We start from the raw sequence: 25,463 nt of genomic DNA, 5'->3' as shown, positions 1-25,463 counted from the left end.
AGCGCCTTGTGTTTCGCATGCGAGCTCCAACCCTGATCCTTGGTGGAGTTATCGATGGCAGCGAAAAGACTTCGTATCGGCGTGCTCTTCGGCGGGCGCTCCGCCGAGCATGAGGTTTCGCTGCTTTCAGCAACCAATGTCATGGCCGCGCTGGATTCGGCGAAATACGATGCCATCCCGATCTTCGTCACACGCGAAGGGCAATGGCTGCTGAGCCACTTCAAGGACGGCGCGCTGGCGACACCGCCTGACGGTACGCAGCTCTGCCTGGTGCCCGGCGGACATGGGCGGATGCTGGCGATCCCCGCCAAGGGCGCGCCTCAGACCTGCCCGCCATCGATATCCTGTTTCCGGTTTTGCACGGGCTGCATGGCGAGGACGGCGCGGTGCAAGGGCTGGCCGAGGTGGCGCGCGTGCCGCTCGCCGGCTGCGGTATTCTGGGTTCCGCCACGGCGCTCGACAAGGACATCGCCAAGCGGCTGCTGAAGGCGGCCGGCGTGCCCGTCGCGCGCTCGGTGACGATCGAGGAGGGTGCGGTGCCTTCGCTGGCCGTGCTTGAAGACCAGCTAGGCCTGCCGATTTTCATCAAACCGGCGCGGCAGGGCTCGTCGGTCGGCGTCGCCAAGGTCAATGGCAGCCAGGAATTCGAGCGGGCGCTTACAGAGGCCTTCCAGCACGATCGCAAACTACTGGCGGAGGAATTCATTCGCGGCCGCGAGATCGAATACAGCGTGCTGGAAAGCCCCGCGGGCGAACTCTTCGTGTCGCGGCCGGGCGAGATCGTGCCGGCGGAAAGCCACGGCTTCTACAATTACAACGCCAAATACATCGACGAGGACGGCGCGGCGTTGATGGTGCCGGCCGAGCTGCCGCCTGAGGTGGAGGCGGCCATGCGCGCCATGGCGGCAAAGGCGTTCAGGGCCGTCGGTTGCGACGCGATGGCGCGTGTCGACTTCTTTCTGATGCCGGATATGACGTTCGTGATCAACGAGCTCAACACCATCCCCGGCTTCACCGACATCAGCATGTATGCCAAGGCGATGGCCGCAAGCGGCGTCAGCTATCCAGAGGTCATCGACCGGCTGGTGGCGCATGGGTTGGCGCGTGCGGGGCGGTCGTGATGCGGGGGACGGATTCCTAACAAATATTGTTAGATCTTGTTGGATGCATTATAGTGTGGGGATGAAAAACGAACCCATGCGCACCCTGACCATATCCCTTACCCCGCAGCAGGCGGCGCGCCTGCAGAGCGCCATTGAAGGTGGCGGTTATGCCTCCAACAGCGAGATTGTCCGCGACGCCCTGCGCCTGTGGGAGCAGCGCGAGGAATTGCGCACGCTCGAACTCGAGCACCTGAAGCGGGCCTATGCCGACGGCATGGCCAGCGGCAAGCCGGTGGACGTCAACCCCGCCGACTTCATTCGCAGCCTGAAGGCAGAACGCCGCACCCGTGGCTAGCTATCGGCTCACACCGCGCGCCTCGCAGGATTTGCGGGACATCTGGCATACCATCGCCGCCGACAATGAAAAGGCGGCAGACAAGCTGTTGATGCGCATTTTTGAGAGGCTGGAGCTGGCGGCGCAACACCCTAGGATGGGCGGCGCGCGGCCCGAGTTGAGCGCGACGGCCCGCGTGCTTGTCGAAGGCCGCTATATCGTCATCTACGAACCGCAACCCGACGGCGTTGTCGTCGTGGCGATTGTACACGGGATGCGCGATCCAGAGCATTGGCTGTAGGCTGGCTTACCATCAATATGAAAAGGGCGGCCCATAGCCGCCCTTCGCATTTATCAGACGCCGCGTTTACTTCGCGTTCGGGTTCGGCATCCAGGCCGGCATGGCGACATCGGCATGGGCGAATTGCGGCAGCTTGGCCGACAGGTCTTCCATGTTCTTGATGTCCTTGTCGATCAGGTCTTTCTGGGTGATCAGCGTCGGCGGCACGATGACGTTATGGCCGGGATCTTCACCGGCGAGAAGCTGCGCCAGCGCCCGCACCGAGACCTGGCCGACGACGGCCGGGTTGGTGGCGGCGGTGGCTGCCCAGGCGCTGTCGGTCTCGCGCATCGCTGCAATATCCGAGGTCGAGATGTCGGCCGAATAGATCTTGATCTTCTTGTTCGAGCCCGCCTCGTCGACGGCGATCTTCACACCCTTGGCGAATTCGTCATAGGGCGCGAACATCACATTGATGTCGGGATGCGCCTGCAGCACCGAGCGCGCCTGGTTGGCGACGGAGTTGGCGATCGGATTGTCGAGCGTGCCGAACATCGCGACTTCCTTGATGCCGGCATATTTCTTCTTGACGTCGACCCAGGTCTCGTTGCGGCGGTCGAGCGGCGCGATGCCGGCGACGTAGACATAGCCGGCGTTCCAGCTCTCGCCATTGTCCTTGACCGCCTGTTCGAGCGCCAGGCGCGCCAGGTCCTTGTCGGACTGTTCGACTTGCGGGATTTTCGGGTTTTCGACATTGACGTCGAAGGCGACAACCTTGATGCCGGCGTCGACCGCGCGCTGGGCGGCATCCTTCATCGATTCCGTCAGGCCGTGCTGGATAATGATGCCCTGCACGCCAAGCGCGATGGCCTGGTCGACCATGTCGGACTGAAGGGCCGCATCCTGGCGGCTGTCGAGCACGCGCAGGTCGATGCCGAGCGCCTTGGACTGCGACTCGACGCCCGAGAGATAGGCCTGGAAGAAATCGCCGGTCGAGAGATAGCGCACCAGCGCGATCTTGACCCCCGGCTTGTCGAACGGCGCCGGCTTGTCGGCGGCAAGAGCCGGGACCTGCATCAGCATTGTTGCGCCGGCCAATCCGAGCGCGACCTTCCCCAAAAGTCGTCTTGTGATGTTCACGTTTTTTCCTCCGTTTGTTGAACCCAAAACTGTTCCGGCAGCCGTTCTATCTCCTGCCCCGGCCGGAAAGGGCGAAGGTGAAGACAAGGGCGACGACCAGAACCACGCCCTTGACGAAATCCTGCGTGTAGTAAGGCGCGTTCATCATCGTCAGGCCTTGCAGCAGGATGCCGACGAACAGCGCGCCGATGGCGGTGCCGAAGGCGTTCGGCTTGGCGGCGCCGAGCACCGCGTAGCCGATCAGCGCCGCGGCAACCGCATCGAGCAGCAGATTATTACCCGAGGCGATGTCGCCGCGTCCAAGCCGGGCCGCCAGCAAAATCCCGCCGATCGAGGCAAAAACTCCTGAAATGACGTAGGCCCAGATTTTGTATGCCTTGACAGGCGCACCGGCGAGTTCGGCGGCGCGCTCATTGGAGCCGACCGCATACATCATGCGGCCGAAGCGGGTGTATTCGAGGAAGAACCAGATCAGCACGGCGAGCACGAGGAGCACCACGACCGACACCGGAATGAGGTTCGGGATGAAGAAGTCGAAGCGGTGGCGGCCGAGCGCGAGGAAAGCGTCGGCGAACTTGCCGTTGGCGACCGAGCCATCGGGCATGGTCATCCCTGTAGCGATCGAGCGGCCTTCGGTCGGAATGCGCTGCAGGCCGACCAGCAGGAACATCATGCCAAGCGTCGCAAGAAGATCGGGCACGCGCATATAGACGATGAGCCAGCCATTGATGAGACCGACAATGGCGCCGATGAGCAGGCAGACGACGACAGCGACGACAACGTTCTGCTCCAGAACGACCATGACATAGGCGGCCGCCATCATGGCCGACGTCGCGACCGAGCCAATCGACAGATCGAAGCCGCCGACGACCAAAGTGGCAGTGACGCCGAGTGCCAGCACGCCGGTGATGGCGACCGACTGGAAAATGAAGACGGCACTTTGCGGCGAGACGAACCCATCGGCGGCGATGGCGAAATACGCGATCAGGCCGAACAGAAGAACGATGAACCCATAGCGGATGGCGTAGTCGCGCAGCGTCATTCAGCGCCCGCCATCTCTAAAAGAACTCAAACCCATACGCTCCATTCCAATTCTCATATTTCTTTGCTCAGGCCGCGCTGTGCAGCGGCCCGCCTGCGACTTCGGCCAGCAGGCGATCGAGATCGACATCGGCGTTGCGATGCTCGCCGACGATGGTCTGCTCGGACATCACCAGGATGCGGTCGGCCGTTTCCAGCGCTTCGTCGAGTTCGGTGACGAACAAAAGCGTAGCGCGGCCATTGGCGCTTGCCCTCAGCTTGGCGGCGATGTCGCGCCTGGCCGAGATATCGACGCCCTGGAACGGCTCGTCGAGGATAAACAAAGTGGCTGCCTGCGCCATCCAGCGCGCGACCATCACCTTCTGCTGGTTGCCGCCCGATAGCGTCGTCATCTCGTCCTTTTCCGAACGGCAGACGATGCCAAGATCCTCGATCTGGCGGCGGGCCGTCGTACGCTCGAGGCCGCGCTTGAGAACGGCAAAGCGCGACATGCGCTTGTGGAAGGGAAGGCTGATGTTTTCCTGGATGTTGAAGCCGCCGACAATGCCGTTTTCGCCACGATCCTTGGCAACGAGGAAGACACCGGCCGCGATGGCTTCGCCTGTCGACGCGGGCGCATAGGGTTTGCCGCTCAAACGCATCGTGCCGGATAGCGGCTTGCGCAGGCCGAACAGCGTTTCGGCGAGTGCGGTCTTGCCGACGCCGACGAGGCCGGTGACTGCAACGACCTCGCCATCGCCAAGCGTCAGCGAGATCTGCCGGGCGCCCGGTGCAATGCGCAGGCCCTCGATGGTCAGGATCGGCTTGGCCGAAGTCCTGGCTTCGATCTGGTCGAGATGGATCTTGCGGCCGAGCATGGCGTTGACCGCGCCCTCATAGTCGAGCGGATTGCTGTCGAACACGCCCGAGATGACGCCATCGCGCATCGAGACAATGCGGTCGGCAAGCCGCCTGATATCCGACATGCGGTGCGAGATGTAGAGGATGGCAACGCCTTGCTCGCGCAACCGGTCGAGCAGCGCGAACAGCCGGTCGGCCTCGGCACTGGACAGCGATGAGGTCGGCTCGTCGAGGATCAGCACTTTCGGCCGGTGCGCCATGGCGCGCGCGATCGCCACCATCTGGCGGTCGGCCAGCGAGAGATCGCTGATGCGCGCCTTCAGATCGATGGCGAGCCCCATGCGGTCGGCGACCGCTTTAGCCTCGCGGCGCACCCGGCCTGGATTGAACAGCAGCGGCGCGCCTTTGCCGCTCAGCCGATCCAGCGTCAGGTTGGTGGCGACATCGAGGTCGGCGACGACGCCGTCATTGATGTTTTGATGAACGGTGACGACACCGGCGCGGATCGCTTCGGCCGGCGTGTTCGGCGCAAAGCTGGCGCCAGCGAGGCGCATGGTGCCGCCGGCATGGTCGTAGACGCCGCTGATGATTTTGACGAGGGTGGACTTGCCGGCGCCATTGGCGCCCATCAGCACGGTGATCTCACCGGCATGCAATTCGAGCGAGACGCCGCCAAGCACCTCGATATGGCCGAAGGACTTCCTCAGCCCGTCCACGCGGAACACGGCATCATTGCCCATTCGTTCCTCCCTGACGATGACGCTATGGGCTATGTCATCAATTGTCAACTCGATTGACAATTGCCAGACAGCTTCCTAGCTTGGCCCCGCCGCCATCGCTCCTCTATGATCGGAGCGACCAAGCGCGAGGGTGAGGAATGACTGGGAAACTGCCGTTCGAAGCACTGTCGGTGGAGACGCTTGCAACGCGCCTCGGCACGAACGAAGCGCTATGCGCCAGGATCGGCAACGACACCGGCGCCTGGAAGGTGCGCGAGGTCGGTGACGGCAATCTGAACCTCGTCTTCATCGTCGAGGGAGCCTCGGGTGCGGCCGTGGTCAAGCAGGCCCTGCCCTATGTCCGCCTCGTCGGCGACAGGTGGCCATTGCCGCTGAAGCGTTCCTTCTTTGAGTATCACGCCCTGACAAGGCAAGAGCGCAGAGCGCCTGGCTCGGTGCCGGCGATCTACCATTTCGATGAAGGCCAGGCGCTGATCATCATGGAGTATCTGGCGCCGCCACACATCATTCTGCGCCGCGCCCTGATCGACGGCCGCCAGCTCCCGAACATTGCCAGGGATATCGGCCTGTTCATGGCCCGCACTTTGTTCCGCGGCTCCGATCTCTCCATGCCGACCAAGGACCGCAAGGCCGATCTGGCGCTGTTCGCCGACAATGTCGAGCTCTGCGGCATCACCGAGGATCTGGTGTTTTCCGACCCCTATTTCGACGCCAAGCTGAACCGGCATACGTCACCGCAGCTTGATGGCCTGGTCACCGAGCTGCGCGCCGACCGCGACCTCAAGGTCGAGGCGCAGCGGCTGAAGCATATCTTCGCCGCCAATGCCGAGACGCTGCTGCATGGGGATCTGCATTCCGGCTCGATCATGGTCACCGACACCGAGACCCGGATGATCGATCCGGAGTTCGCCTTCTATGGTCCGATGGCCTTCGATGTCGGCATGCTGCTCGCCAATTTCTGGATGTCCTTCTTCTCGCAACGCGGCCATGAACGGAACAGCAAGCGCGACGCCATGCGCGCCTATCTGCTCGGGGTCACCAACGAGACTTGGGCGGTGTTCCGCGCCGAATTCTCGGCTTTATGGCGCACCGAGCGCACCGGCATGCTCTATCAGAAGAGCCTGTTCGAGGATCAGGGCGACGTGCTCGGCGCCGAGCAAGCGCTCGACCATGTGCTGCACCAGATCTGGACCGACCTGCTCGGCTTTGCCGGCATCGAGGTGCACCGGCGAATCCTCGGCCTCGCCCACAATGCCGATTTCGAGACCATCGAGGACGAGGATCTGCGCGCTTCCTGCGAGGCCAAGGCGCTGAAATTCGGCCGCCACATCGCCGTCAACCGGCGCCAGCTTCATGGCATGGACGAGGTCAACAATCTCGCCGCGCTTATCGAACGGGAGAGCAGGATTTGAACGTTGGCGAGCGCCATTACCGCACCATCTGGCTGAGCGATGACAAGCGTTCGGTCGAGATCATCGACCAGCGCTGGCTGCCGCATGAGTTCCGCGTGGAGACGATCGGCACGGTCGACGGCATCGCCACCGCGATCCGTGACATGTGGGTGCGCGGTGCGCCGCTGATCGGCGTCACGGCGGCCTATGGCGTCGCCATCCAGATGGCGGACGATCCTTCGGACGCAGCGCTCGACACTGTGTGGGAGACGCTGCACAAGACGCGGCCGACGGCGATCAACCTGCGCTGGGCGCTGGACGAAATGCGACGCTCCCTCAGGCCGATCGCACCCGAGCAACGCGCCGAAGCCGCCTACAAGCGCGCCGCCGAAATCGCCGACGAGGATGTGGGCTTAAACCGCGCCATCGGCGAGAACGGCCTGAAAATCATCAAGGAGATCGCGGCGCGCAAGAAGCCGGGCGAGCCGGTCAACATCCTCACCCATTGCAATGCCGGTTGGCTGGCGACGGTCGACTACGGCACCGCGACGTCGCCGATCTATCTCGCCGTGGAGGCTGGCATTCCGGTCCATGTCTATGTCGACGAAACCAGGCCGCGCAACCAGGGCGCCCAGCTTACCGCTTGGGAGATGGCCGGCCACGGCGTGCCGCACACGCTGATCGTCGACAATGCCGGCGGCCATCTGATGCAGCATGGCGACGTCGACATGGTGATCGTCGGCACCGACCGCACGACGGCCAATGGCGATGTCTGCAACAAGATCGGCACCTACCTCAAGGCGCTCGCCGCCGCCGACAATGACGTGCCGTTCTACGTTGCCCTGCCCTCGCCCACCATCGACTGGACGGTGGCCGACGGGCTGGCCGAAATCCCGATCGAGGAGCGGTCGGGTGATGAAGTGTCGCTGGTCTGGGGCAAGACGGCGGATGGGAAGATCGCCCAGGTGCGGGTTTCGCCGGAAGCGACACCGGCGGCAAACCCGGCGTTCGATGTGACGCCGGCACGGCTGGTGACGGGGCTGATCACCGAGCGCGGTGTGGCCAAGGCCTCGCGCGAAGGGTTGAAGGCGATGTTTCCGGAACGTGGGTGAGCTGATCTCCCCCCAAGCGCTTCGTCATCCTCGGGCTTGACCCGAGGATCCATGCCGCGACCTCCACCATAAGCGCAACGGTGCAGAATTCTGCAATCGTTGCAACGCCTTAACGTCACGGCATGGATCCTAGGGTCTGCGCGCGTCGCTTCGCTCCTTGCTCCGCCCTAGGATGACGACCGAAATGTCGTCGCCGATTGACAGCCCCTTCGTGCCCCTCCATAAAACCCCCGTTAATGTTCTCAGGGCGGGGTGAAAGTCCCCACCGGCGGTAAGGGTTTCGGCCCAAGCCCGCGAGCGCCTTCCGGCAACGGAAAGGTCAGCAGATCCGGTGTGATTCCGGAGCCGACGGTTACAGTCCGGATGGAAGAGAACGAAACGATAGACGGACCGCTTGCGCGGGCCGGATTTCGTATCGTGCGTCCTGATTCTGGTTCGAAACGGAAGGATGGACCCATGAATCAGCATACCCCAAAAGACTATGAAACGACCCGTATCGCCGTCATGCGCGCGCGCTGGCACGCCGATATAGTCGACCAGTGCGTGCAAGCCTTCGAGGCGGAGCTTGCCGTTCTCGGCGGCGGGCGCTTCGCCGTCGATGTCTTCGACGTGCCCGGCGCCTACGAGATCCCGCTGCACGCCAAAACGCTTGCCCAGACCGGCCGCTACGCCGCGATCCTCGGCACGGCCTTCGTCGTCAATGGCGGCATCTATCGCCACGAGTTCGTGGCGAGTGCCGTCCTCGACGGCATGATGAATGTGCAGCTGTCGACCGGCGTGCCGGTGTTGTCGGCGGTGCTGACGCCGCACAATTATCACGACAGCGCCGAGCACCACCGCTTCTTCTTCGAGCACTTCACAGTCAAGGGCAAGGAAGCGGCCAATGCCTGCGTCCAGATCCTGGCGGCGCGGGCGTCGATCGCCGCCTGACCCATCAAAAATGCCTGGATTTCAGCCCTGCAACAAGAATTGCGGCCCATCCGGCCTCTGGCGGTTGCGGTTGGCGTGAAATTTGGCCAGAAGCATCATGGACCGGCCGGCAAGCGGCCGGCCCGCGACGTTGCGCTTGAAACCAGATACGGGAGACTATTGGGTGGCTCGCATAACACTGAGACAATTGCTCGATCACGCCGCCGAATATGGCTACGGCGTACCTGCCTTCAACATGAACAATATGGAACAGGGCCTCGCCATCATGGAGGCGGCCGAGGAGACCAAGTCGCCGGTCATCCTTCAGGCAAGCCGCGGCGCGCGCGCCTATGCCAATGACGTGGTGCTGGCCAAGCTGATCGACGCGCTGGTCGAAATCCACCCCGACATTCCGGTCTGCATGCATCTCGACCACGGCAACAACGAAGCCACCTGCGTGACCGCCATCCAGTACGGCTTCACCTCGGTGATGATGGACGGCTCGCTGAAGGAAGACGGCAAGACGCCGGCCGACTATGCCTACAACTCCGGCATCACCCGTCGTGTCGTCGACATGGCGCATTGGGGCGGCGTCTCGGTCGAAGGCGAGATCGGCGTGCTCGGTTCGCTGGAGAGCGGCGGCGGCGAGCAGGAAGACGGCCATGGCGTCGAAGGCGCGATCAGCCACGACCAGTTGCTGACCGATCCGGAACAGGCGGTCGAGTTCGTCAAGGACACCCATGTCGATGCGCTGGCGGTGGCCATGGGCACCAGCCACGGCGCCTACAAATTCTCGCGCAAGCCGGACGGTGCTGTGCTGGCGATGAACGTGATCGAGGAGATCCACCGCCGCCTGCCCAACATGCATCTGGTCATGCACGGCTCGTCCTCGGTGCCGGAGGATCTGCAGGAGATCATCAACAAATATGGCGGCCAGATGAAGCCGACCTGGGGCGTGCCGGTGGAAGAGATCCAGCGCGGCATCAAGCATGGCGTGCGCAAGATCAACATCGACACCGACAACCGCATGGCGCTGACCGGCGCCATCCGCAAGGTGCTGACCGAAAACCCAAGCGAGTTCGATCCGCGCAAATATCTGACGCCGGCAATGGCGGCGATGCGCAAGCTCTGCAAAGAGCGCTTCGAGCAGTTCGGCACCGCAGGCAATGCGCAAAAGATCAAGCCGCTGCCGGTTGCTGAGATGGCCAAGCGGTACAAGTCGGGCGGCCTTGATCCGAAGTTTGGGTGAGCTGACGTCCCCTTCCCTTCCCCCCTTGTGGGGGAAGGTGGCCTCGCAAAGCGAGGTCGGATGAGGGGTGTTCCAGCGGAGTGAGACGTTGGCGTTCCCTGGAACACCCCTCATCCGTCTCGGCGCTACCGCGCCGATCCACCTTCTCCCACAAGGGGAGAAGGGAAGAGAGGCGCCCCGCGCAAAAACTCGATCACCATTGCCGCTGTCCAGGTGAAGCGGCCGCCGCCGAGTGGTTCGCCGGTGAGCGGGTCGTAATATTCGGCAAAGCCGCTTTCGCCGATCAGGTCGAGGCTGGACTGCGTGATGTGTTGCGCGACATCGCCATGGCCGGCAGCAGTGAGGCCGTCGGCGATCATGTAGTTGACGACCAGCCAGACCGGGCCGCGCCAGTAGCGCTTGGCGTCGAGGCGCGGATCGTCGGGATCGTGCGAGGGCACGACATAGCGCGCTCTGCCGGCAAGCTGCTCTACGCGTGCCGCGAGCGCCGCCGATCGTCTTTCAGGAATGGCCGCGAAGGCGGCCAAAATGCCGCCGACGGAGGCGCTGTCGATGAGCTTGCCGGTGATGCGGTCGAGGCAAAGATACTGGCCGTGTGCGTCGCTCCACAGCCGCTCCATCGCCGCCAGGCCTTTTGCGGCACGGGCGCGATTGGCTTTGGCGATCTCGCTCTCACCCAGCGCTTCGGCGAGATCGGCAAGATCGGCGCAGGCGCGGATCAGGATGGCGTTGAAGCCGGGATCGACGACCTGGAACGGCGAGGCGTCATGCAGCCTGGCATTGTCCCAGCCGAGTGCGCGAAAATGCTGCAGCAGCCAGAGATAGCGGTCGTACTGCTCTTTGGTCGGCCGATGCGCCGGATCGGCGTGCAAGGTGTCGCGGCGCGTATAAGGTTCGACGCCTTCGGTCGGCACGCGTTCGAAGGCGTCGTCCCAGTCGATCGAGTTGTCGCGGCCGGATTCCCAGGGATGGATGATGGCAACCAGTCCTTCGCCCTTGGGGTCGCGGTTTTCGTAGAACCAGCGGTGCCAGGCATCGATCTTCGGCAGCAGCGCGCGCGCCCGCTCCGCCGCCAATGTCCTGTCGCTCGCGCGATCGAACAGGCGGCGCACGGCAAAGCCGGCGACCGCCGGCTGGGTGATGCCGGACGTGGCGGTCGGGCGATTGGTGCGCCAGACATCGGGCCCGGGAAAATAGCCGTCGTTCCAGACATGGAAGATGATGTGCGGCACCATGCCGTCCGGCCATTGGTGGGCAAACAACGTATCGATCTCGGTCCAGGCGCGCGCCTCGTCATAGTGGGCAAGGCCAAGCGCGGTCAGGCAGGAATCCCAGTTCCACTGGAAGGGGTAGAGGCCCTTGGTCGGAATGGTGTAGTCGCCATGGTCGTTTTCCCTCAGCACCTCGACGGCGCGGGCGATGGTCTCGTCGACGGCAAGTGAAGTCATGGATGCGTTCATTCTCTAAGGGATCAAAGGGCGTTGGTGGTTTCGGGATCGAACCAGCGGATGCGATCGGGTTTGGGCGCCAGTCGCAGCTGCTCGCCAACCTTGACGCTGGCATTCGATTCCAGGATGGCGCGGAACAGGCCGCCCTCGACATCGCAGGTCACCAGCGTATGCGGCCCGAGCGGCTCGATGACACGCACGGTGGCGTGCAGGCCTTCGCTGCCGGCGTCTACATCCTCCGGGCGGATGGCGAACTCGATTTTCTGCTTGTCCGATTTCGGACCGGGCAGCGTCAGCCCGGCAACGCTCCAGCTGCCGTTTGCAGCCTTCACCGCCGGGATAAAATTCATCGGCGGATTGCCGATAAACGAGCCGACGAAACGCGCCGCCGGGTTGCGGTAGACCTCGACCGGCGACGCGGCCTGGACGATGCGGCCCTGATGCATGACGGCGATGCGGTCGGCAAGGCTCATCGCCTCGACCTGGTCGTGGGTGACATAGATGGTGGTGGTCTTCGACGCCGCCAGCACGCCCTTGAGTTCGGCGCGCATTTCGAGCCGCAGCAGGGCGTCGAGGTTGGACAGCGGCTCGTCCATCAGGATGACGTCGGGCTCCATGGCGAGCGCGCGGGCAACGGCGACACGCTGGCGCTGGCCGCCGGACAGCTGACCGGAATAACGTTTTAGCAATTGCTCGATATGCATGAGTTCGGCGGTGCGGTTGACGCGGCGCTCGACGTCGGCCTGCGGCAGCTTCTTCATGCGCAGGCCGAAGGCGATGTTCTCGAAGACGGTCAGATGCGGGAAGACGGCATAGTTCTGGAACACCATGGCGATGCCGCGCTCGCGCGGCGGCAGATGGTCGACGCGGCGGCCGCCGATCCAGACCTCGCCCTGGCTCGGCGTCTCCAGTCCGGCAACGATGCGGAGCAGCGTGGTCTTGCCGCAGCCGGAAGCGCCGAGCAGCACCATGAATTCCTGATCAGCGATGCTGAGGTCGACCTGATGCAAAGCGGTGAAGCCGCCGAAGCGTTTGGCGACGCCCTTGATCGCGATCTCAGCCATGAGCCTTCTCCGTGTCGCGTATCATCGGTTGGCGATCCCCCACATGGCGAACAGATATTTGCGGACGGCGAAGATGAAGATCAGCGCCGGCACGACCAGGGCCGCGCCGCCGGCGAATTTGAGATAGAGCGGCGACTCGCCGAGGCTCTGCAGAAGGAAAGCGGTCAGCGTGCGGTTCTCGATGGTGAGCACGGCGGCGGCAAACACCTCGTTCCAGGAGATGGTGAAGGCAAAGACCGCAGACGCCGCGATGCCAGGCAATGCCAGCGGCAGGATGACTTTGCGAAACGCCTGCAGTCTGGTGCAGCCGAGCGTCCAGGCGGCCTCCTCCAGTTCGACCGGAATGCCGGAGAACAGCGAGAAGGTGATCAGCACGGCGAAGGGCAGCGCCAGCGTGGTGTGGACCAGCGCCAGGCCGATCGCGGTGTCGTCGAGGCCGGTGCGGATGAACATCACCGCCAGCGGCAGGGCCAGCAGCGGCAGCGGGAAGGCCCGCGTCATCAGCACAAGGAAGCGGAACGTGCCCTTGCCGGGAAAATCGAAACGCGACAGAGCGTAACCTGCCGGCGCGCCGAAGCCGATCGACAGGATCATCGTCAGCGTGGCGACCAGAACCGAGTTCCACAGCGCCCTGGCGACGCCGGCGAAATTGACGAAGAACGAAAGACTGCCGAGATCGAAGGCGGGGAAGAAACGCTTGGGGAAGGCGGTCACCGCGTCCGGCGACGACAGCGCGTTGACGATCAGGAGATAGATCGGCAGCAGCACCCAGACGCTGAGCAGGATCGCCGTGGCGACAAGCAGCCAGTCGCCGGCCTTGCGGGCGTCCGCGACTGCTGCGACCCGTGTCTCGGCAACGGCGCTCATATGCGGGCCTCTTTGGGTACGCGTAGCACTCTGAGGAAGAACAGCGTGAAGCCGATCGAGATGGCGAGGATGAGCAGCGCCGAGGCGGCGGCGACATTGCGATCCTGCAGCGTGAATTGCCAGTTATAGGTCTCGCCCATCAGCACCGGCAGGTTGGTGCCGCCAAGGGCTGCGACCACGGCAAACACCTCGAAGGCAAGGATGACGCGCAGGATGATCGCCGTCTGCAGGCTGGGGCGCAGCAGCGGCAGCGTGATGCGCACGAACCGCTTCCACGGCCCGGCGCCGAACACTTCCGCCGCCTCGTAATATTCCTTGGGGATCAGCCCCATGCCGGCGACGAGAATGACCATCATGATGGCGGTGGCGCGCCAGATCTCGGCCAGCGCCACGGCGATGAAGATGGTGAGCTTGCTTTGGTAGCCGAGGAACATGACCGGGCGATCGACGACGCCGAGATGGGAAAGCAATGTGTTGAGGAAGCCGGACTGGTCGAAGATGGCGAGCCAGATCAGACCGGCGGCGAGATCGGAAATGCCAAGCGGGATGGCGAAGATGTAGAGCGCTGCACTGCGCCCGGTCTCCAGCCGCGACACCACGCTCGCCATAAGCAGCGCCATGGTGAGCTGGATCGGCACGACGATGGCCGCCAGCAGCAACGTGTTGCGCACGGTGACCGGAAACTTCCAGCTGCCGGCCATGGCGCGGAAATTGTCGAGGGTGAAAGCGCCGTCTCGGGTCACCGCCTCGAAGGCGACCAGCACGAAGGGGTAGAGGAAGAAAACGCACAGGAACAAGGTCGCCGGCATCAGCAGTAGATAGGGCAGAGCCTTGCCATGCATGGTGGTGTCCTTTGCAGCGCCGCGGTCTGGGCGCCCGGAGTGCAACAAACTCCGGACGCCCCCTCGGGAGGATCTGGCTGGTTGCTATTCCACCGGGCAGGCACCCGTGGATGGCTTGTCGGGCGCCCAGCATGGCGCCTTGGCCTGGTCGATGAGCGCCTTGAGTGCGGCCGCCTGCTCTTCGAGCACGCTATGGACGTCTTCGCCGCCGAGCACGATGCGCTCGAAGCTATCGGTGTAGACCTGGTTGAACTTGCCGCCGAGATCGCCGAGCCCCATCGGCAGCAGCGCCGGCAGCGCGTCGGGTGCGCCGGTCATGGTGGCGATCGCCGGGCCGAATGCTTTCACCGAGGCCGGCATGTCGTCGGGCAGCTTGACGTCGACGACCGGAAAGAAATTGGTCGCTTTCAGCGTCGCAATCTGCGTCTCCGGCTTCAGCATATAGGCGACCAACGCCTTGGCCTTGTCGACATCCGGCGATGTCTTGGGGATGGCAACGCCGGCGACGACCGGCATGAAGCCGCGGCCGGCGGGACCCGCAGGCGCGGGAAAGGCGACGAACTCGTCCGGCTTCTGGTTGAAGGCATCGGCTAGCCGCGCGACATGGTCGAACGCCACCCACACTTCACCCGACAGCAAGGGCTCCTGCATGAAGGCGTAGTTGGTCGAATTCGGGTTGGTGTACTGCCACAGCTCCTTGAATTTGTTCCATGCAGTCTCCGCCTCCGGCGAGCGGAACTTGGTCACCATCGAACCGGTGTAGGACGGGTAGAGAAAACCCTCGAAGAAGCGATGCTTCAGCCCCTTCGGACCGCCGGGAAAACCGAATTTCGGCGAGCCGGTCTTTTCGGCGATGTTCTTCGACCATTCGATCAACTGGTCGTAGGTGATGGTGTTGAGATCGACGCCTTGCGGCAGATATTGGAGCGCCTGCTTGTTGGCCGCCATCAAATAGGTGGCCTGCATCCACGGCATGTATTTCTGCTCACCGGTGCCGAGCGTGCCGAGCTTCTTGTAGGCCTCGTTGACCTTGACCCCGCCGACATCGACGGCCGAGAGATCGATGAGGTTGGCGCCGACGGTCGAGAAGTCGCCATGCAGGCCACCAAGCAGACCGATGGTGCCGGTGCCGGCCTGCAGTTCTGCCTGCAGGCGGGTGAGCCAGGGGCCGTCCTCGGCGACCTGATAGTCGACGGCGCCATCAAAGCCTTTCAGCACCGCGTCGCGCATCTTCTGGGTTTCCTCGACCGGGCGCGCCTGCGTCGACCAGAACAGCACCTGCTGCGCCTGCGCACCGCCGGCGGCCAGCGACAGCGCCAGCGCGGCGCCTGCCAATGTCCTCAACATCTTCATCATGGTCTTCCTCCCTGGATATGCGCCGTCGTTGCGGCGTCAGTTTCATGTGCGCGGTGCGGGCCCATGGCTGGCGCGCGGCACCAGCGTCGGCCGGATCAGCCGCGTCAGCGGCGCGGCAGGCCGCTCCGCTATGACGGTGAGCAGCATGTCGGCGATCTCGCGCGCGCACTGGCGGATCGAGGCGTCGAAGGTGGTGAGGCCGGGCGGCGCATAGGCCGAGGCAACGACATTGTCGAAGCCGATCACGGAGAGGTCGCGCGGCACGCTGAGGCCGGCGCGCGCCGCCTCCTCCATCACCGTCAGCGCCAACTCGTCGAAAAGGGCAATGACAGCGGTCGGCCGGTCCGTGCCTTGCAGCATGCGGTTGATCGCCTGGATGCGGGCGCCGCGGTCGAAGCGCGGCGCCGTCGCCACATCGAGGCGCACCGATGGATCGCCACGGCGGCCGATGGCGGCGGCAAGACCGTCCTGCCGCAGGTGGCGGAACGTCATCGGCTCGGAGATCGTCACCAGGCCGAAATGGCGGTGGCCGAGATCGTAGAGCATGTCGAAGGCCTCGCCAAAGGCGTGCGCGCCATCGGTGTCGAGCCAGTTGTAGGTAAAGTCGCTGTCGAGCAGCCGGCCATGTGCGACGAAGGGAAAGCCGCGCTCGCGCAGATAGGTCAGCCGCTCGTCGACCTCGGCGATGCGGGTGACGACGACGCCGTCGGCGCGCCCGGATTCGACGACATGGCGCAGCACCGACAGTTCGGAATGGCCAAGCGCTGCAGTGGCAAGGATGAGGTCGGCGCCGTGCGACACCAGCCCTTCGCCGAGCCCGGTGACGAATTCGCCAAGGAAGGAATCGACCAGGTTTGGGCCCCTGACCGGCAGCACCAGACCGACGAAACCGCTGCGGCCGGAGACCAGCGTGCGCGCCGCCGTGTTGGGGACATAGCCGGCCTGGCGCGCCGCTTGCGCGACACGCTCGCGTGTCTTCAGCGCGATCTGCTCATGCCCGGCAAGCGCCCGCGACACTGTCGTTATCGACAGGTCGAGGCTTGCCGCAAGCTCTTTCAGCGTGGTGACGCGGGGTGGCAATCGTTCCTCCCGAACGAACTGTTTGAAACGTTTGTAATTGGCTTTTGGCAAAATGCAAACGTTTTAAGTTTGACTGAAGAGACTGCCGCACCGTTCTCAAGCGACGATGCGTGTCGAAGCCGGTTGTCGGCCGTTGAACAAAGAAAAAGGCCGGGCGCGAAAGCGGCCCGGCCAAAAAAGAAGGTCAAGAACCTTCAGAGGGGAACACCGTCCGGTGGAATGGGAGGAAACCGCCGAACGATAATTCCTATATGCGCGTATTCGCGGAGGTTGGCGACAAACGGCTTTCTAAAACAGCCGCAAGATGCAGAAATTTGTTCCGCCCCAAATCACTTCAAGTGGCTGAGGCGCCGGTCTCCAGGAGATCGGCATAGTGCCGGCGCGCCACGTCGGGATGCGAGCGCAGGCGGCTTTTCAGCACGTTGGTGCCGACATTGCGAAACAGCGGATTGTCGGGATCGCTGGCCGGCCCCCGCGCCTCGGCCGCCAGTTCCTCGGGCAGTTCGAGCAGCGGGATGGTCGCGTCGAGCCGGGCGCTGAAGAAGAACGGAACAGAGATCCGCTCGACCCCGGCCGGCGGCGTCACCACGCGATGCACGGTCGCGCGGAGATAGCCGTTCGAGGCCAGTTCGAGCAGTTCGCCGATGTTGACCACCAGCGTATGGGGCAGCGGATCGACATCGACCCAGCTGCCGTCATATTCGACGTGCAGGCCCTTGTTCTCGTCCTGCAGCAGAAGCGTCAGGAAGCCGCCATCCTTGTGCGCGCCGACGCCCTGGTCGTCACCGGTGGCGTTGCGGCCGGGATAGCGAACGATCTTCATGCGGTGGTTGGGCTCATTGCGGTAGATCGGATCGAAGGCGTCCTCGGCCTGGTCAAGCGACAGAGCGAAGGCCCTGAGCAGACGGATCGCCACGGCGGTCGCCTTGGTCTGCCACGCCAGCAGCGCCGGCTTCAGTTCGGGCAGTGCTGCCGGCCACTGGTTCGGCCCTTGCAGCCGCGTCCAGGCGGGCACGCCGGGGCCTTGCGGGATGGCTGGCCGCTCGACGCCGATGTCGAGCTGTTCGCGCCAATCGGCCTTGCCTTTGGTGAGCTCGCCGCCGGCGCGGGTGTAGCCGCGAAACTGCGAGGATTTGACCATTTCGATCGCCAGCTTGTCGGCCTCCGGCAAGGCAAAGAACCGTCGCGAGGCGTCGAGCACCTCGGCGGTGTCGGCAGCCGATATGCCGTGGCCGGTCAAATAGAAGAACCCGACGTCGCGCGCGGCCGTGCGCAGGTCGAACAGAAACGTTCGGTGCTCGGAGGCGCCCTGTTCGAGACGGCTGAGATCGAGCACGGGTACGATCCTGGGCATGGTCAAGCTCCTTGTTTGCCGGCCCCGTTGTCACGGTGGCACGCAGGCTGGTTCAATCAAAGCAATGCGCAATCCAATCTCAAGGCGAATGAAGAAAGCCGGCGCTACCTTTGGCAGCCTGCCGGCAAATAATGTTCGCGGACGCTCATCCGCGCCGATCCAGCCTTGCGACCAGCCGGTCGCCAATCCACTGGATGCCGCAGACGAGGATGATCAGCACGATGACCACGGCGACCATGACGCTGGTCTCAAAACGCTGGTAGCCGTAGCGGATGGCAAGGTCGCCAAGGCCGCCGGCGCCGATGGCGCCAGCCATGGCCGAGGCGCCGATCAGCGTCACCAATGTCACCGTGAAACCGGCGACGATGCCGGGCAAAGCTTCCGGCACCAGCACCTCGCGGATGATCGTCCAGCGGTTGCCGCCCATGGCGCGCGCCGCCTCGATCAGTCCGCGATCGACTTCGCGCAGCGACACTTCGGCGATGCGGGCATAGTAGGGCGTCGCGGCGATCGACAGCGGTACGATGGCTGCCCAGGTGCCGATCGAGGTACCGACGATCAGCCGCGTCACCGGGATCAGCGCCACCAGCAGGATGATGAACGGCACTGAGCGGAAGCCGTTGATGACGGCGCCGAGTGCGCGGTTCACCCAGATGTTTTCAGCGATGCCGCCGCGCTCGGTGGCGATCAAGGCCAGACCGAGCGGCAGGCCGAAGACCAGCGAGATAAGGCCCGACGCGGCCGTCATCAGGACGGTCTCCCAGATCGAACGCAGCAGAAGTTCAAACAGAACCGGCGACATGGCCAAGCACCTCCACCCGCGCGTCGCGAGCCTTCAGGAATGTGATCACGTCAGCGAGATGGCCTGCATCGTTGCCCGCCACCGCCACGAACAGCGTGCCGACAGGCTGCTGCTGGACATGGTCGATGCCGCCATGCACCAGGCGGAACGGACCCGGCACCGCCACCGCGAGATCGGACAGCAGCGGGCCACGCGCGGCCTCGCCGGCGACGTCGATCCTGAGGATGAGCTCGGCGCCGTCACCCGGAACAAGCCGGCTGGCAATCTCGGCCGGCAGTTGCGGGCGGATGCCACCAAGCAGGCTCCTGGTGATTTCGGAGCGCGGTTCTGCAAAAACCGACCAGACCGGGCCTTGCTCGACAATACGCCCTGCATCGATCACCGCAACGCGGTCGGCGATCGAGCGGATCACCTCCATCTCGTGGGTGATAAGCAGGATGGTCAGGCCAAGCTGACGGTTGATGTCCTTCAGCAAGGCCAGGATCGAGCGCGTGGTCTCCGGGTCGAGCGCCGAGGTCGCTTCGTCGGACAAGAGCAGCGCCGGTCGCGCGGCCAAAGCCCTGGCAATGCCGACGCGCTGCTTCTGGCCGCCCGACAGCGAGGATGGGTAGGCTTTTGCCTTTTCCGACAGGCCGACGAGATCGAGCAGTTCGGCGGCGCGCGCCAGCCGTTCTGCCTTCGGGCGGCCCTCGATCTTCAGCGGCAGCGCGACATTGTCCTCGACGGTCTTGGCCGACAAAAGGTTGAAGTGCTGGAAAATCATGCCGATGCGCCGCCGCAGTGGCTGCAGCTCACGCTCGCCAAGCCGGCCGATCTCACGGCCCTCGATGAAGACGTCGCCGGAATCCGGCCGCTCCAGCCCGTTGAGGCAGCGGATCAGCGTCGACTTGCCGGCACCGCTGCGGCCGATTATGCCGAGGATCTCGCCCTTCTTCACCGTCAGCGAAACGCCGTCGAGCGCCGGCGTCGCGCCGAAGCGCCGCTTCAGATCGACAAGACGGACGACATCTTCCTGCCCGGCAGCAGATATTTGGACCGGATCGACCCGTTCGGCCGTGACGTGCTGGTTCATCTCACCGTCCGTTTCAACGGTACGAAAATGCGACAGCGGCCCGCTCAAAAGCGGGCCGCCTGCTCCTGACAGCCAAGCGCCGATCAATAGGCGCTGATCCCGGTGCCTTTGTAGACCTTGTCGAACTCCGCCTTGACCTTCTCGTTCTGGTAGGAGGCGACCAGCGTCTTCACCCAGGCCTCGTTCTCATTGCCGGATTTGACGGCGATGAAGTTGCGGTAGGGATTGTCGGCCACCGGCTCCTGAGCGATGCGGTTGTCCGGGCCGAGGCCGCTCTTCAGCGCCCAGTCGGTGTTGACGACGGCCGCGTCGAGATCCTCGACCGAGCGCCCGACAATACCGGCGTCGAGCTCCTTGATGACGACCTTCTTCGGGTTCTCGGCAATGTCGGCGGTGGTCGCCAGGATGCCGGTGCCGTCCTTCAGCTTGATCACGCCTTCGTTCTGCAGGACGCGCAGCGCGCGGCCTTCATTGGAGGGGTCGTTCGGCAGGCCGATGACCGCGCCTTCCGGCAGGTCGGCAACCTTGGTGTATTTCTTGGAGTAGAGGCCGATCGGCCAGACGCCGGTGTAGCCGACGCGCACGATATGATACCCTTGGGTCTTGATCTGGTTGTCGAGATAGGGCTGGTGCTGGAAGGCGTTGGCGTCGATCTCGCCACGCTCGAGCGCCTCGTTGGGCTGAGTGTAGTCGTTGAACACCACGGTCTCGATGGCGAGGCCCTTTTCGGCGGCCTGGGCGACGACGACACGCCAGACATCTTCATCCTCGCCACTGATTATGCCGACCTTGATCGACTTCTTGTCCTCGGCGAAGGACGGCGTCGGCTGCGCCAGGCCAACAAGTGTCACGGCCGAGACGAAAAGTGCCGCAAGGGCAGCCCGCCGGCCGATGGCCGAAAAAAGAAGAGAATTGGAAGCGTTTCCGCGTTCGGACATTGTCGATCCCTCGTAATCCTGAAGTCATTGCGGCTTGGTGGAATACCAAGCCTTGACGACATCATCGGCAATGCTCTCTGCCGGATCAACGAACCGCATTTCTTCTCAAACACGAAGCCGGGAATATTCTCTCAAAGATTTCACGTTCACGAGAACGGCCCTGCCTAACCGATCAGAATGTCTCGACCCAGGGCCGCAGCTCGACCTCGAAACTCCAGGCGCTGCGATGCTGGCGATGGGTTGCGAGATAGGTCTGCGCGATCGCATCGGGCGACAGCTGGCTGTCCGGCCGCTCGGGCGTCCGTCCCGCTGCTGCGATCTGGCCGTCGATGATGAAATGCGCGACATGGATGTTCTTCGGGAAAAGTTCGCGAGCCATGGATTGCGCCAGGCCGCGCAGGCCGAATTTCGGCATGGCAAAGCCGGCGGAGTTGGGAAAACCCTTGATGCTGGCGGAAGCGCCGGTGAACAGGATCGAGCCGGAGCCGCGCGAAAGCAGCCGCCGCGCCGCCTGCTGGCCGATCAGGAAGCCGCCATAGGCGCCCACCAGCAGCGCCTGCTTGACCGCCTCGGCATCAACCTCGGCGATCGGGCCGCGGGTGCGGCCGCTGGCGTTGAAGACGGCCAGCGCCAGCGGGCCTTGCTTGTCGGCGGCCTCGAACAGGCTTGCGACGGAGGCCGGGTCGGCGACATCGGTTTCGACGGCCAGCGCGCCGGTCTCCTCGACCAGCGCCGCGAGCTTGGCCGTGTTGCGCGCGGCCAGCACGACGCGATAGCCTTCCGCGGTGAGAAGGCGGGCCAGCGAGGCGCTCAGGCCCGCGCCCGCGCCGGCGATCACTGCAACTTCGGATGCCATGTCGTTTCTCCCTTGGTGATTGTGTACGGACATCGGCATATGCCGATGTCGCTCGTCCCATAGCTGGCGTCTTGAGCGGCAAGAGACAAGAACGGCGTTGCTCGATTTTCGCTGTTCGGCGAAAAAGGCTGCCGGCAAGTTCGAGCAGGCGTCGGCCAAGGTCTTGCCTGACGAGCCAATCCGTCCGACAGGTGATTCCCGTTGGAATCGCAAACGGTGTCGCAAGGGAATCGACCATGGAACCAATCTGGGCCGTCGGCCTGATGACCGGCACCGTGCTTGACGGCAATATCGACGTCGCGCTGATCAAGACCGATGGCGAGCGCATCGCCGATTTCGGCACCTATACGCTGGCCCCCTACCCGCAATCGATTCGCACCTTGCTGGAAGAGACGCTGCGCCAGGCGAGGGCGTGGAATTTCGACGGGTCGGAGCCGGCGATCTTTGCCGAAGCCGAAGAGGCACTGACGCGGGCGCAGTCGGCGGCGGTGAAGGATCTCGTCGAAAGCTACGGACTGACAATGGCCGATATCGGCGTCGTCGGCTTCCACGGCCAGACCGTGCTGCATCGCGCCCCGCAACCCGGGCGGCGCGGCGATACGCGCCAGCTGGGCGACGGCGAGCTGATGCATTCGATCCTCGGCGCCAAGGTCGCCTACGACTTCCGCTCGGCCGATGTGCGCGCCGGCGGCCAGGGCGCGCCGCTGGCGGCCGCCTATCACGCGGCGCTGCTGAGGGAGGTCGATGCCAGCGGCGACACCGCCGTGCTCAATCTTGGCGGCGTCGGCAACATCACCTGGTGGGACGGCAAGGACAATGTCGTCGCCTTCGACACCGGCCCGGCCAATGCGCCGCTCAACGATTTCATAAAGGCGAAGGGCCTCGGCGAGATGGACCGCGACGGCAGGCTGGGCGCGGCTGGCAAGGTCGACGAAGCACGGCTGGCCAAATTGCTGCAGCATCCTTACCTGACAAAACCCTATCCGAAATCGCTCGACCGTTTCGACTTTACAGCAGCGATGGCCGACGGGCTCGGCGTCGAGGACGGCGCGGCGACGCTGACGGCCTTCACCGTTTCGGCCGTCAGAAAGGCGCTCGACCTGTTGCCGCGCCGGCCGAAGCGGCTGGCGGTCAGCGGCGGCGGCCGCCATAACCCGACGATGATGGCGATGCTGGCGAGCCGCGCCGGCGTCGAGGTCATCCAAGCCGAAACGCTGGGCTGGAAAGGCGATGCCGTAGAAGCCGAGTGTTTTGCGTTCCTGGCGGTGCGCGTGCTGCGCGGCCTGCCGATCAGCTTTCCCAGCACCACCGGCGTCCCGCAGCCGATGCAAGGCGGCCGGCTGGCCGGTTAGGCCACCAGTTTCTTCTGCAGGAAGATGCGGCTGCGGCCGACAGGAAAATCCGGCAGCTCGCCGAAAGGCCGGTAACCCTGCCGCTCATAGACCTTGGCAGCCGTCGGATTGAACGTGTCGATCCAGGCGTTCCGGCAGCCGCGCGCCAGCGCCTCGCGCTCGGCGGCGTCCAGCATGTCGCCGGCCATATGCCGGCCGCGCACACGTTCATCGACCCACAGCCATTGCACGTAGAGCCAACCCCAGGCGGTGTAGCCCGAAATGCCGGCGACGACCGTGCCGCCCTCGTCGCGCACGAAGACGGCGAGCGCTTTGCGGCCGGAAGGGCCGACATCGCCGTCATTGAACGCCGTCAGCCGCTCGGCCAGGAAGGCGAGATCCTCGGCCAAGGGATCGGCGGTGGTCTCAAGTGTTGTCTTCATCTAGGCGCGGCTCGCATGGCGAGCCAAGCTCTAACGAAGGACGGGATGAAGATGCAAGCTTTGCCGCAGTCGCTTACGGTCTGACGTGCGAACGCCAGCTCCCCGCCGCAGCCGCGATCAGCATCAGCACGGCGGCGACAATCGCGCAGGCGGAGAAGCCGAATGTCGAGTAAAGCGGCCCGAAGCTGGTGGTGCCGATAAAGACCGCGAGATAGGTGACGGAGCTGTTCAGGCCCATGATGGTGCCGCGACGCGACGGATCGAGCGCGGTGAGCCGCATCACCAGCACGTTCAGGCCGAAATGATTGGCAAGGCCCCATATGGCGATCATGGCGAGGATCAGCGCGAAATTGCTGCTCGCCAGCGCAATCGCGACATAGACCGCGGCGACCAAGAGATAGGCGAAAGGCATGACGCGGCGCGCGCCGATGCGATCGATCACGCCGTCGAGAAAAGCCGCCGTGCCGAAGCCGGCGCCATAGGCGAGAGCGGCGAGCGCATTGGCGCTGACGGGCTCACCGAGATCCTGGTGCAGATGATCGCCGAGATAGCCGTAGACGCCGTAGAAAGCGGTCATGAAGGCGGTGCACGCGATGAGCAGCGGCACGATGCCGGGAATGGCCAGCGCACCGAACGGCGTCGGCGCCGGGCCGCTCTTCCTGGCGTCGCTGAGCGAGGTCATCGACAAGGCGGCGAGCGCAATTGCTGAAAGCACCGCGACGGCGGCGAAGACGGCGCGCCAGTGCACGAGGTCGGCAAGCACGGCCGACAGCGAAACGCCGGCCACCATGGACACGGTCCAGCCGGTCAGCACGACGCCGATGGTGCCGCTTTCGCGGCCGGGCGGCGCGATGGCCGCCGCACTGGCATAAATTGCCGGCATGGCGACGCCGGCGGCAAGGCCGGCGACCGCCTGCGCCGCGACCAGCGCGAATACCGTCGGCGCCAGCGCGCTGGCGAGAAGCGCGACAGCCAGCAACAGCAACGCGCCCTGCAGCATGCGGCGGGCGCCGACACCGTCGATGTAGCGGGCGAGGAACAAAGCGCTTGCCGAGGTGCCGAGACCGAATGCGGCCGACGCGGCCATCACCGCCGGCACGCTGGTGCCGAAGGATGCCGCCACCGCCGGGGCGATCGGACCCAGAACCAGTGAGTTGGAGCCGATGACGGCGATGCAGCCGGTCAGCAGATAGGCCAGCGCCGGAATCGGCGCTGTTGTTGGGAGCGTTGCAGCTTGATGTGTGTTCGTCATATCGGCATAGTGGCCGAATTAAATTCTGCGACAACAAGGAATTTCGTTATGGATGAAGAAACAGATGGTGTTCTGCAGAACAAGGTAGCCGCCCGCGAGCTCGACGCGATCGACCGAAAAATATTAGGCGTGCTGGTCGAGGATGCAACGATCAGTTACGCCGAACTTGGCGAACGCGTCTGCCTGTCGCCGCCGGCGGCGCATGAGCGGGTGAAGCGCCTGCGGCGTAGCGGCGCCATCCGCGGCACAGCGGTGATCATAGACCCCAAGGCGGTGAAGAAGCCGCTGCTCACCTTCGTACATATCGATACCAAGGGCTGGGGCAAGACGCCGGAGCTGATGGCCGTTTCCCAATATCCTGAGGTCGAGGAAATCCATTCGGTGGCCGGCGACACCTGCATGCTGCTCAAGGTTCGCACCGAGGACACCAGGGCGCTCGAAGGCCTGCTGGCGCGTCTCTACGAAACGCCCGGCGTCACCTCGACACGAAGCTATGTCGTGCTGTCGACCTATCTTGAGCGTCCGGTGCAACCGGGGGTCACGACGGAATGGCCGACGCCCCGGCACATGGCCACGCCGCTGTACTGATCTGAGTGATCTTCGTCTTGCCGGAGCCACA

At 64.2% G+C, this 25,463-nt stretch carries 24 protein-coding genes, 1 pseudogene and 1 riboswitch; of the genes and pseudogenes, 9 read left to right on the top strand and 16 right to left on the bottom strand.

What is annotated here, in order from left to right; all coding sequences use genetic code 11:
• Window positions 1-54 precede the first annotated feature (54 nt).
• The 3 genes and pseudogenes from AC1DYC_RS28900 to AC1DYC_RS28890 all read left to right on the top strand — a co-directional run bounded on the left by AC1DYC_RS28900 (window position 55) and on the right by AC1DYC_RS28890 (window position 1,738).
• Window positions 55-1,121: pseudogene (locus AC1DYC_RS28900) on the top strand (D-alanine--D-alanine ligase family protein).
• A gap of 61 nt (window positions 1,122-1,182) precedes the next feature.
• Window positions 1,183-1,458, top strand: a complete 276-nt coding sequence (locus AC1DYC_RS28895) for a type II toxin-antitoxin system ParD family antitoxin (RefSeq protein WP_477411095.1) — start codon at window positions 1,183-1,185, stop codon at window positions 1,456-1,458.
• A complete protein-coding gene (locus AC1DYC_RS28890; protein WP_477411094.1) occupies window positions 1,451-1,738 on the top strand; it encodes a type II toxin-antitoxin system RelE/ParE family toxin in 288 nt (95 codons plus the stop codon). The genes AC1DYC_RS28895 and AC1DYC_RS28890 overlap by 8 nt, the downstream gene beginning before the upstream one ends.
• A 66-nt stretch (window positions 1,739-1,804) precedes the next feature.
• On the opposite strand, the gene AC1DYC_RS28885 is transcribed toward AC1DYC_RS28890, so the two are convergent.
• From AC1DYC_RS28885 to AC1DYC_RS28875, 3 genes are all read right to left on the bottom strand, one after another.
• Window positions 1,805-2,857 carry a substrate-binding domain-containing protein gene (locus tag AC1DYC_RS28885; protein ID WP_477411093.1) on the bottom strand — a complete coding sequence of 351 codons (1,053 nt, stop codon included), beginning with the start codon at window positions 2,855-2,857 and terminating at the stop codon, window positions 1,805-1,807.
• 46 nt (window positions 2,858-2,903) lie between these two features.
• A complete protein-coding gene (locus tag AC1DYC_RS28880; RefSeq protein WP_477411092.1) occupies window positions 2,904-3,899 on the bottom strand; it encodes an ABC transporter permease in 996 nt (331 codons plus the stop codon).
• Window positions 3,900-3,966: 67 nt separating this feature from the next.
• Window positions 3,967-5,478, bottom strand: a complete 1,512-nt coding sequence (locus AC1DYC_RS28875) for a sugar ABC transporter ATP-binding protein (protein ID WP_477411091.1) — start codon at window positions 5,476-5,478, stop codon at window positions 3,967-3,969.
• A gap of 137 nt (window positions 5,479-5,615) precedes the next feature.
• Here AC1DYC_RS28875 and mtnK point away from each other — a divergent pair, with 137 nt between their 5' ends.
• From mtnK to fba, 4 genes are all read left to right on the top strand, one after another.
• The gene (mtnK, locus tag AC1DYC_RS28870; protein WP_477411090.1) at window positions 5,616-6,890 is read left to right on the top strand and encodes an S-methyl-5-thioribose kinase; all 1,275 of its coding nucleotides are present in this window, start codon (window positions 5,616-5,618) and stop codon (window positions 6,888-6,890) included.
• The gene (mtnA, locus tag AC1DYC_RS28865; protein WP_477411089.1) at window positions 6,887-7,981 is read left to right on the top strand and encodes an S-methyl-5-thioribose-1-phosphate isomerase; all 1,095 of its coding nucleotides are present in this window, start codon (window positions 6,887-6,889) and stop codon (window positions 7,979-7,981) included. Before mtnK ends, mtnA begins: the two co-directional genes overlap by 4 nt.
• A gap of 234 nt (window positions 7,982-8,215) precedes the next feature.
• Window positions 8,216-8,360: riboswitch (FMN riboswitch) on the top strand.
• A gap of 77 nt (window positions 8,361-8,437) precedes the next feature.
• Entirely contained in the window at window positions 8,438-8,911 is a 474-nt protein-coding gene (locus AC1DYC_RS28860) for a 6,7-dimethyl-8-ribityllumazine synthase (protein WP_477411088.1), read from the top strand.
• Between the two features lie 163 nt (window positions 8,912-9,074).
• Window positions 9,075-10,139, top strand: coding sequence for a class II fructose-bisphosphate aldolase (gene fba, locus AC1DYC_RS28855; RefSeq protein ID WP_477411087.1), 1,065 nt, complete (start codon window positions 9,075-9,077; stop codon window positions 10,137-10,139).
• 125 nt (window positions 10,140-10,264) lie between these two features.
• Here the strand turns inward: fba and AC1DYC_RS28850 are convergent, their stop codons facing one another.
• The 11 genes from AC1DYC_RS28850 to AC1DYC_RS28800 all read right to left on the bottom strand — a co-directional run bounded on the left by AC1DYC_RS28850 (window position 10,265) and on the right by AC1DYC_RS28800 (window position 21,818).
• Window positions 10,265-11,587: an amylo-alpha-1,6-glucosidase gene (locus AC1DYC_RS28850; RefSeq protein ID WP_477411086.1), complete on the bottom strand. Its 1,323-nt coding sequence runs from the start codon at window positions 11,585-11,587 to the stop codon at window positions 10,265-10,267.
• A 23-nt stretch (window positions 11,588-11,610) separates the two neighbouring features.
• On the bottom strand, window positions 11,611-12,651 hold the full coding sequence (locus AC1DYC_RS28845) for an ABC transporter ATP-binding protein (protein ID WP_477411085.1): 1,041 nt from the start codon (window positions 12,649-12,651) through the stop codon (window positions 11,611-11,613).
• 21 nt (window positions 12,652-12,672) lie between these two features.
• The gene (locus AC1DYC_RS28840; RefSeq protein WP_477411084.1) at window positions 12,673-13,518 is read right to left on the bottom strand and encodes a carbohydrate ABC transporter permease; all 846 of its coding nucleotides are present in this window, start codon (window positions 13,516-13,518) and stop codon (window positions 12,673-12,675) included.
• The gene (locus tag AC1DYC_RS28835; RefSeq protein WP_477411083.1) at window positions 13,515-14,360 is read right to left on the bottom strand and encodes a carbohydrate ABC transporter permease; all 846 of its coding nucleotides are present in this window, start codon (window positions 14,358-14,360) and stop codon (window positions 13,515-13,517) included. The genes AC1DYC_RS28840 and AC1DYC_RS28835 overlap by 4 nt, the downstream gene beginning before the upstream one ends.
• An 84-nt stretch (window positions 14,361-14,444) precedes the next feature.
• A complete protein-coding gene (locus AC1DYC_RS28830; RefSeq protein WP_477411082.1) occupies window positions 14,445-15,716 on the bottom strand; it encodes an ABC transporter substrate-binding protein in 1,272 nt (423 codons plus the stop codon).
• Window positions 15,717-15,758: 42 nt separating this feature from the next.
• Complete coding sequence (locus AC1DYC_RS28825; RefSeq protein ID WP_477411081.1) at window positions 15,759-16,796, bottom strand: substrate-binding domain-containing protein; 1,038 nt, start codon at window positions 16,794-16,796, stop codon at window positions 15,759-15,761.
• Between the two features lie 334 nt (window positions 16,797-17,130).
• Window positions 17,131-18,150: an isopenicillin N synthase family dioxygenase gene (locus AC1DYC_RS28820; protein ID WP_477411080.1), complete on the bottom strand. Its 1,020-nt coding sequence runs from the start codon at window positions 18,148-18,150 to the stop codon at window positions 17,131-17,133.
• Between the two features lie 145 nt (window positions 18,151-18,295).
• Window positions 18,296-18,952 carry a methionine ABC transporter permease gene (locus AC1DYC_RS28815; RefSeq protein ID WP_352588987.1) on the bottom strand — a complete coding sequence of 219 codons (657 nt, stop codon included), beginning with the start codon at window positions 18,950-18,952 and terminating at the stop codon, window positions 18,296-18,298.
• Complete coding sequence (locus tag AC1DYC_RS28810; RefSeq protein ID WP_477411079.1) at window positions 18,933-20,024, bottom strand: methionine ABC transporter ATP-binding protein; 1,092 nt, start codon at window positions 20,022-20,024, stop codon at window positions 18,933-18,935. The genes AC1DYC_RS28815 and AC1DYC_RS28810 overlap by 20 nt, the downstream gene beginning before the upstream one ends.
• Window positions 20,025-20,107: 83 nt before the next feature.
• Window positions 20,108-20,962: a MetQ/NlpA family lipoprotein gene (locus AC1DYC_RS28805; RefSeq protein WP_477411078.1), complete on the bottom strand. Its 855-nt coding sequence runs from the start codon at window positions 20,960-20,962 to the stop codon at window positions 20,108-20,110.
• A gap of 172 nt (window positions 20,963-21,134) precedes the next feature.
• Window positions 21,135-21,818: an SDR family NAD(P)-dependent oxidoreductase gene (locus AC1DYC_RS28800; RefSeq protein ID WP_477411077.1), complete on the bottom strand. Its 684-nt coding sequence runs from the start codon at window positions 21,816-21,818 to the stop codon at window positions 21,135-21,137.
• A gap of 236 nt (window positions 21,819-22,054) precedes the next feature.
• Here AC1DYC_RS28800 and AC1DYC_RS28795 point away from each other — a divergent pair, with 236 nt between their 5' ends.
• Entirely contained in the window at window positions 22,055-23,170 is a 1,116-nt protein-coding gene (locus AC1DYC_RS28795) for an anhydro-N-acetylmuramic acid kinase (RefSeq protein WP_477411076.1), read from the top strand.
• On the opposite strand, the gene AC1DYC_RS28790 is transcribed toward AC1DYC_RS28795, so the two are convergent.
• The gene (locus AC1DYC_RS28790; RefSeq protein ID WP_477411075.1) at window positions 23,167-23,592 is read right to left on the bottom strand and encodes a GNAT family N-acetyltransferase; all 426 of its coding nucleotides are present in this window, start codon (window positions 23,590-23,592) and stop codon (window positions 23,167-23,169) included. The two genes, AC1DYC_RS28795 and AC1DYC_RS28790, sit on opposite strands and share 4 nt — an antisense overlap.
• A gap of 73 nt (window positions 23,593-23,665) precedes the next feature.
• Window positions 23,666-24,844 carry an MFS transporter gene (locus AC1DYC_RS28785; protein WP_477411074.1) on the bottom strand — a complete coding sequence of 393 codons (1,179 nt, stop codon included), beginning with the start codon at window positions 24,842-24,844 and terminating at the stop codon, window positions 23,666-23,668.
• A gap of 48 nt (window positions 24,845-24,892) precedes the next feature.
• On the opposite strand from AC1DYC_RS28785, the gene AC1DYC_RS28780 reads away from it, so the two are divergent.
• The gene (locus AC1DYC_RS28780) at window positions 24,893-25,432 is read left to right on the top strand and encodes an Lrp/AsnC family transcriptional regulator (RefSeq protein ID WP_142868845.1); all 540 of its coding nucleotides are present in this window, start codon (window positions 24,893-24,895) and stop codon (window positions 25,430-25,432) included.
• Window positions 25,433-25,463 lie beyond the last annotated feature (31 nt).

It is taken from the genome of Mesorhizobium sp. P2_E7, assembly GCF_056403855.1.
Note: the sequence above shows the minus strand (reverse complement) of the source record. Positions and strands in the feature narration are given on the sequence as shown.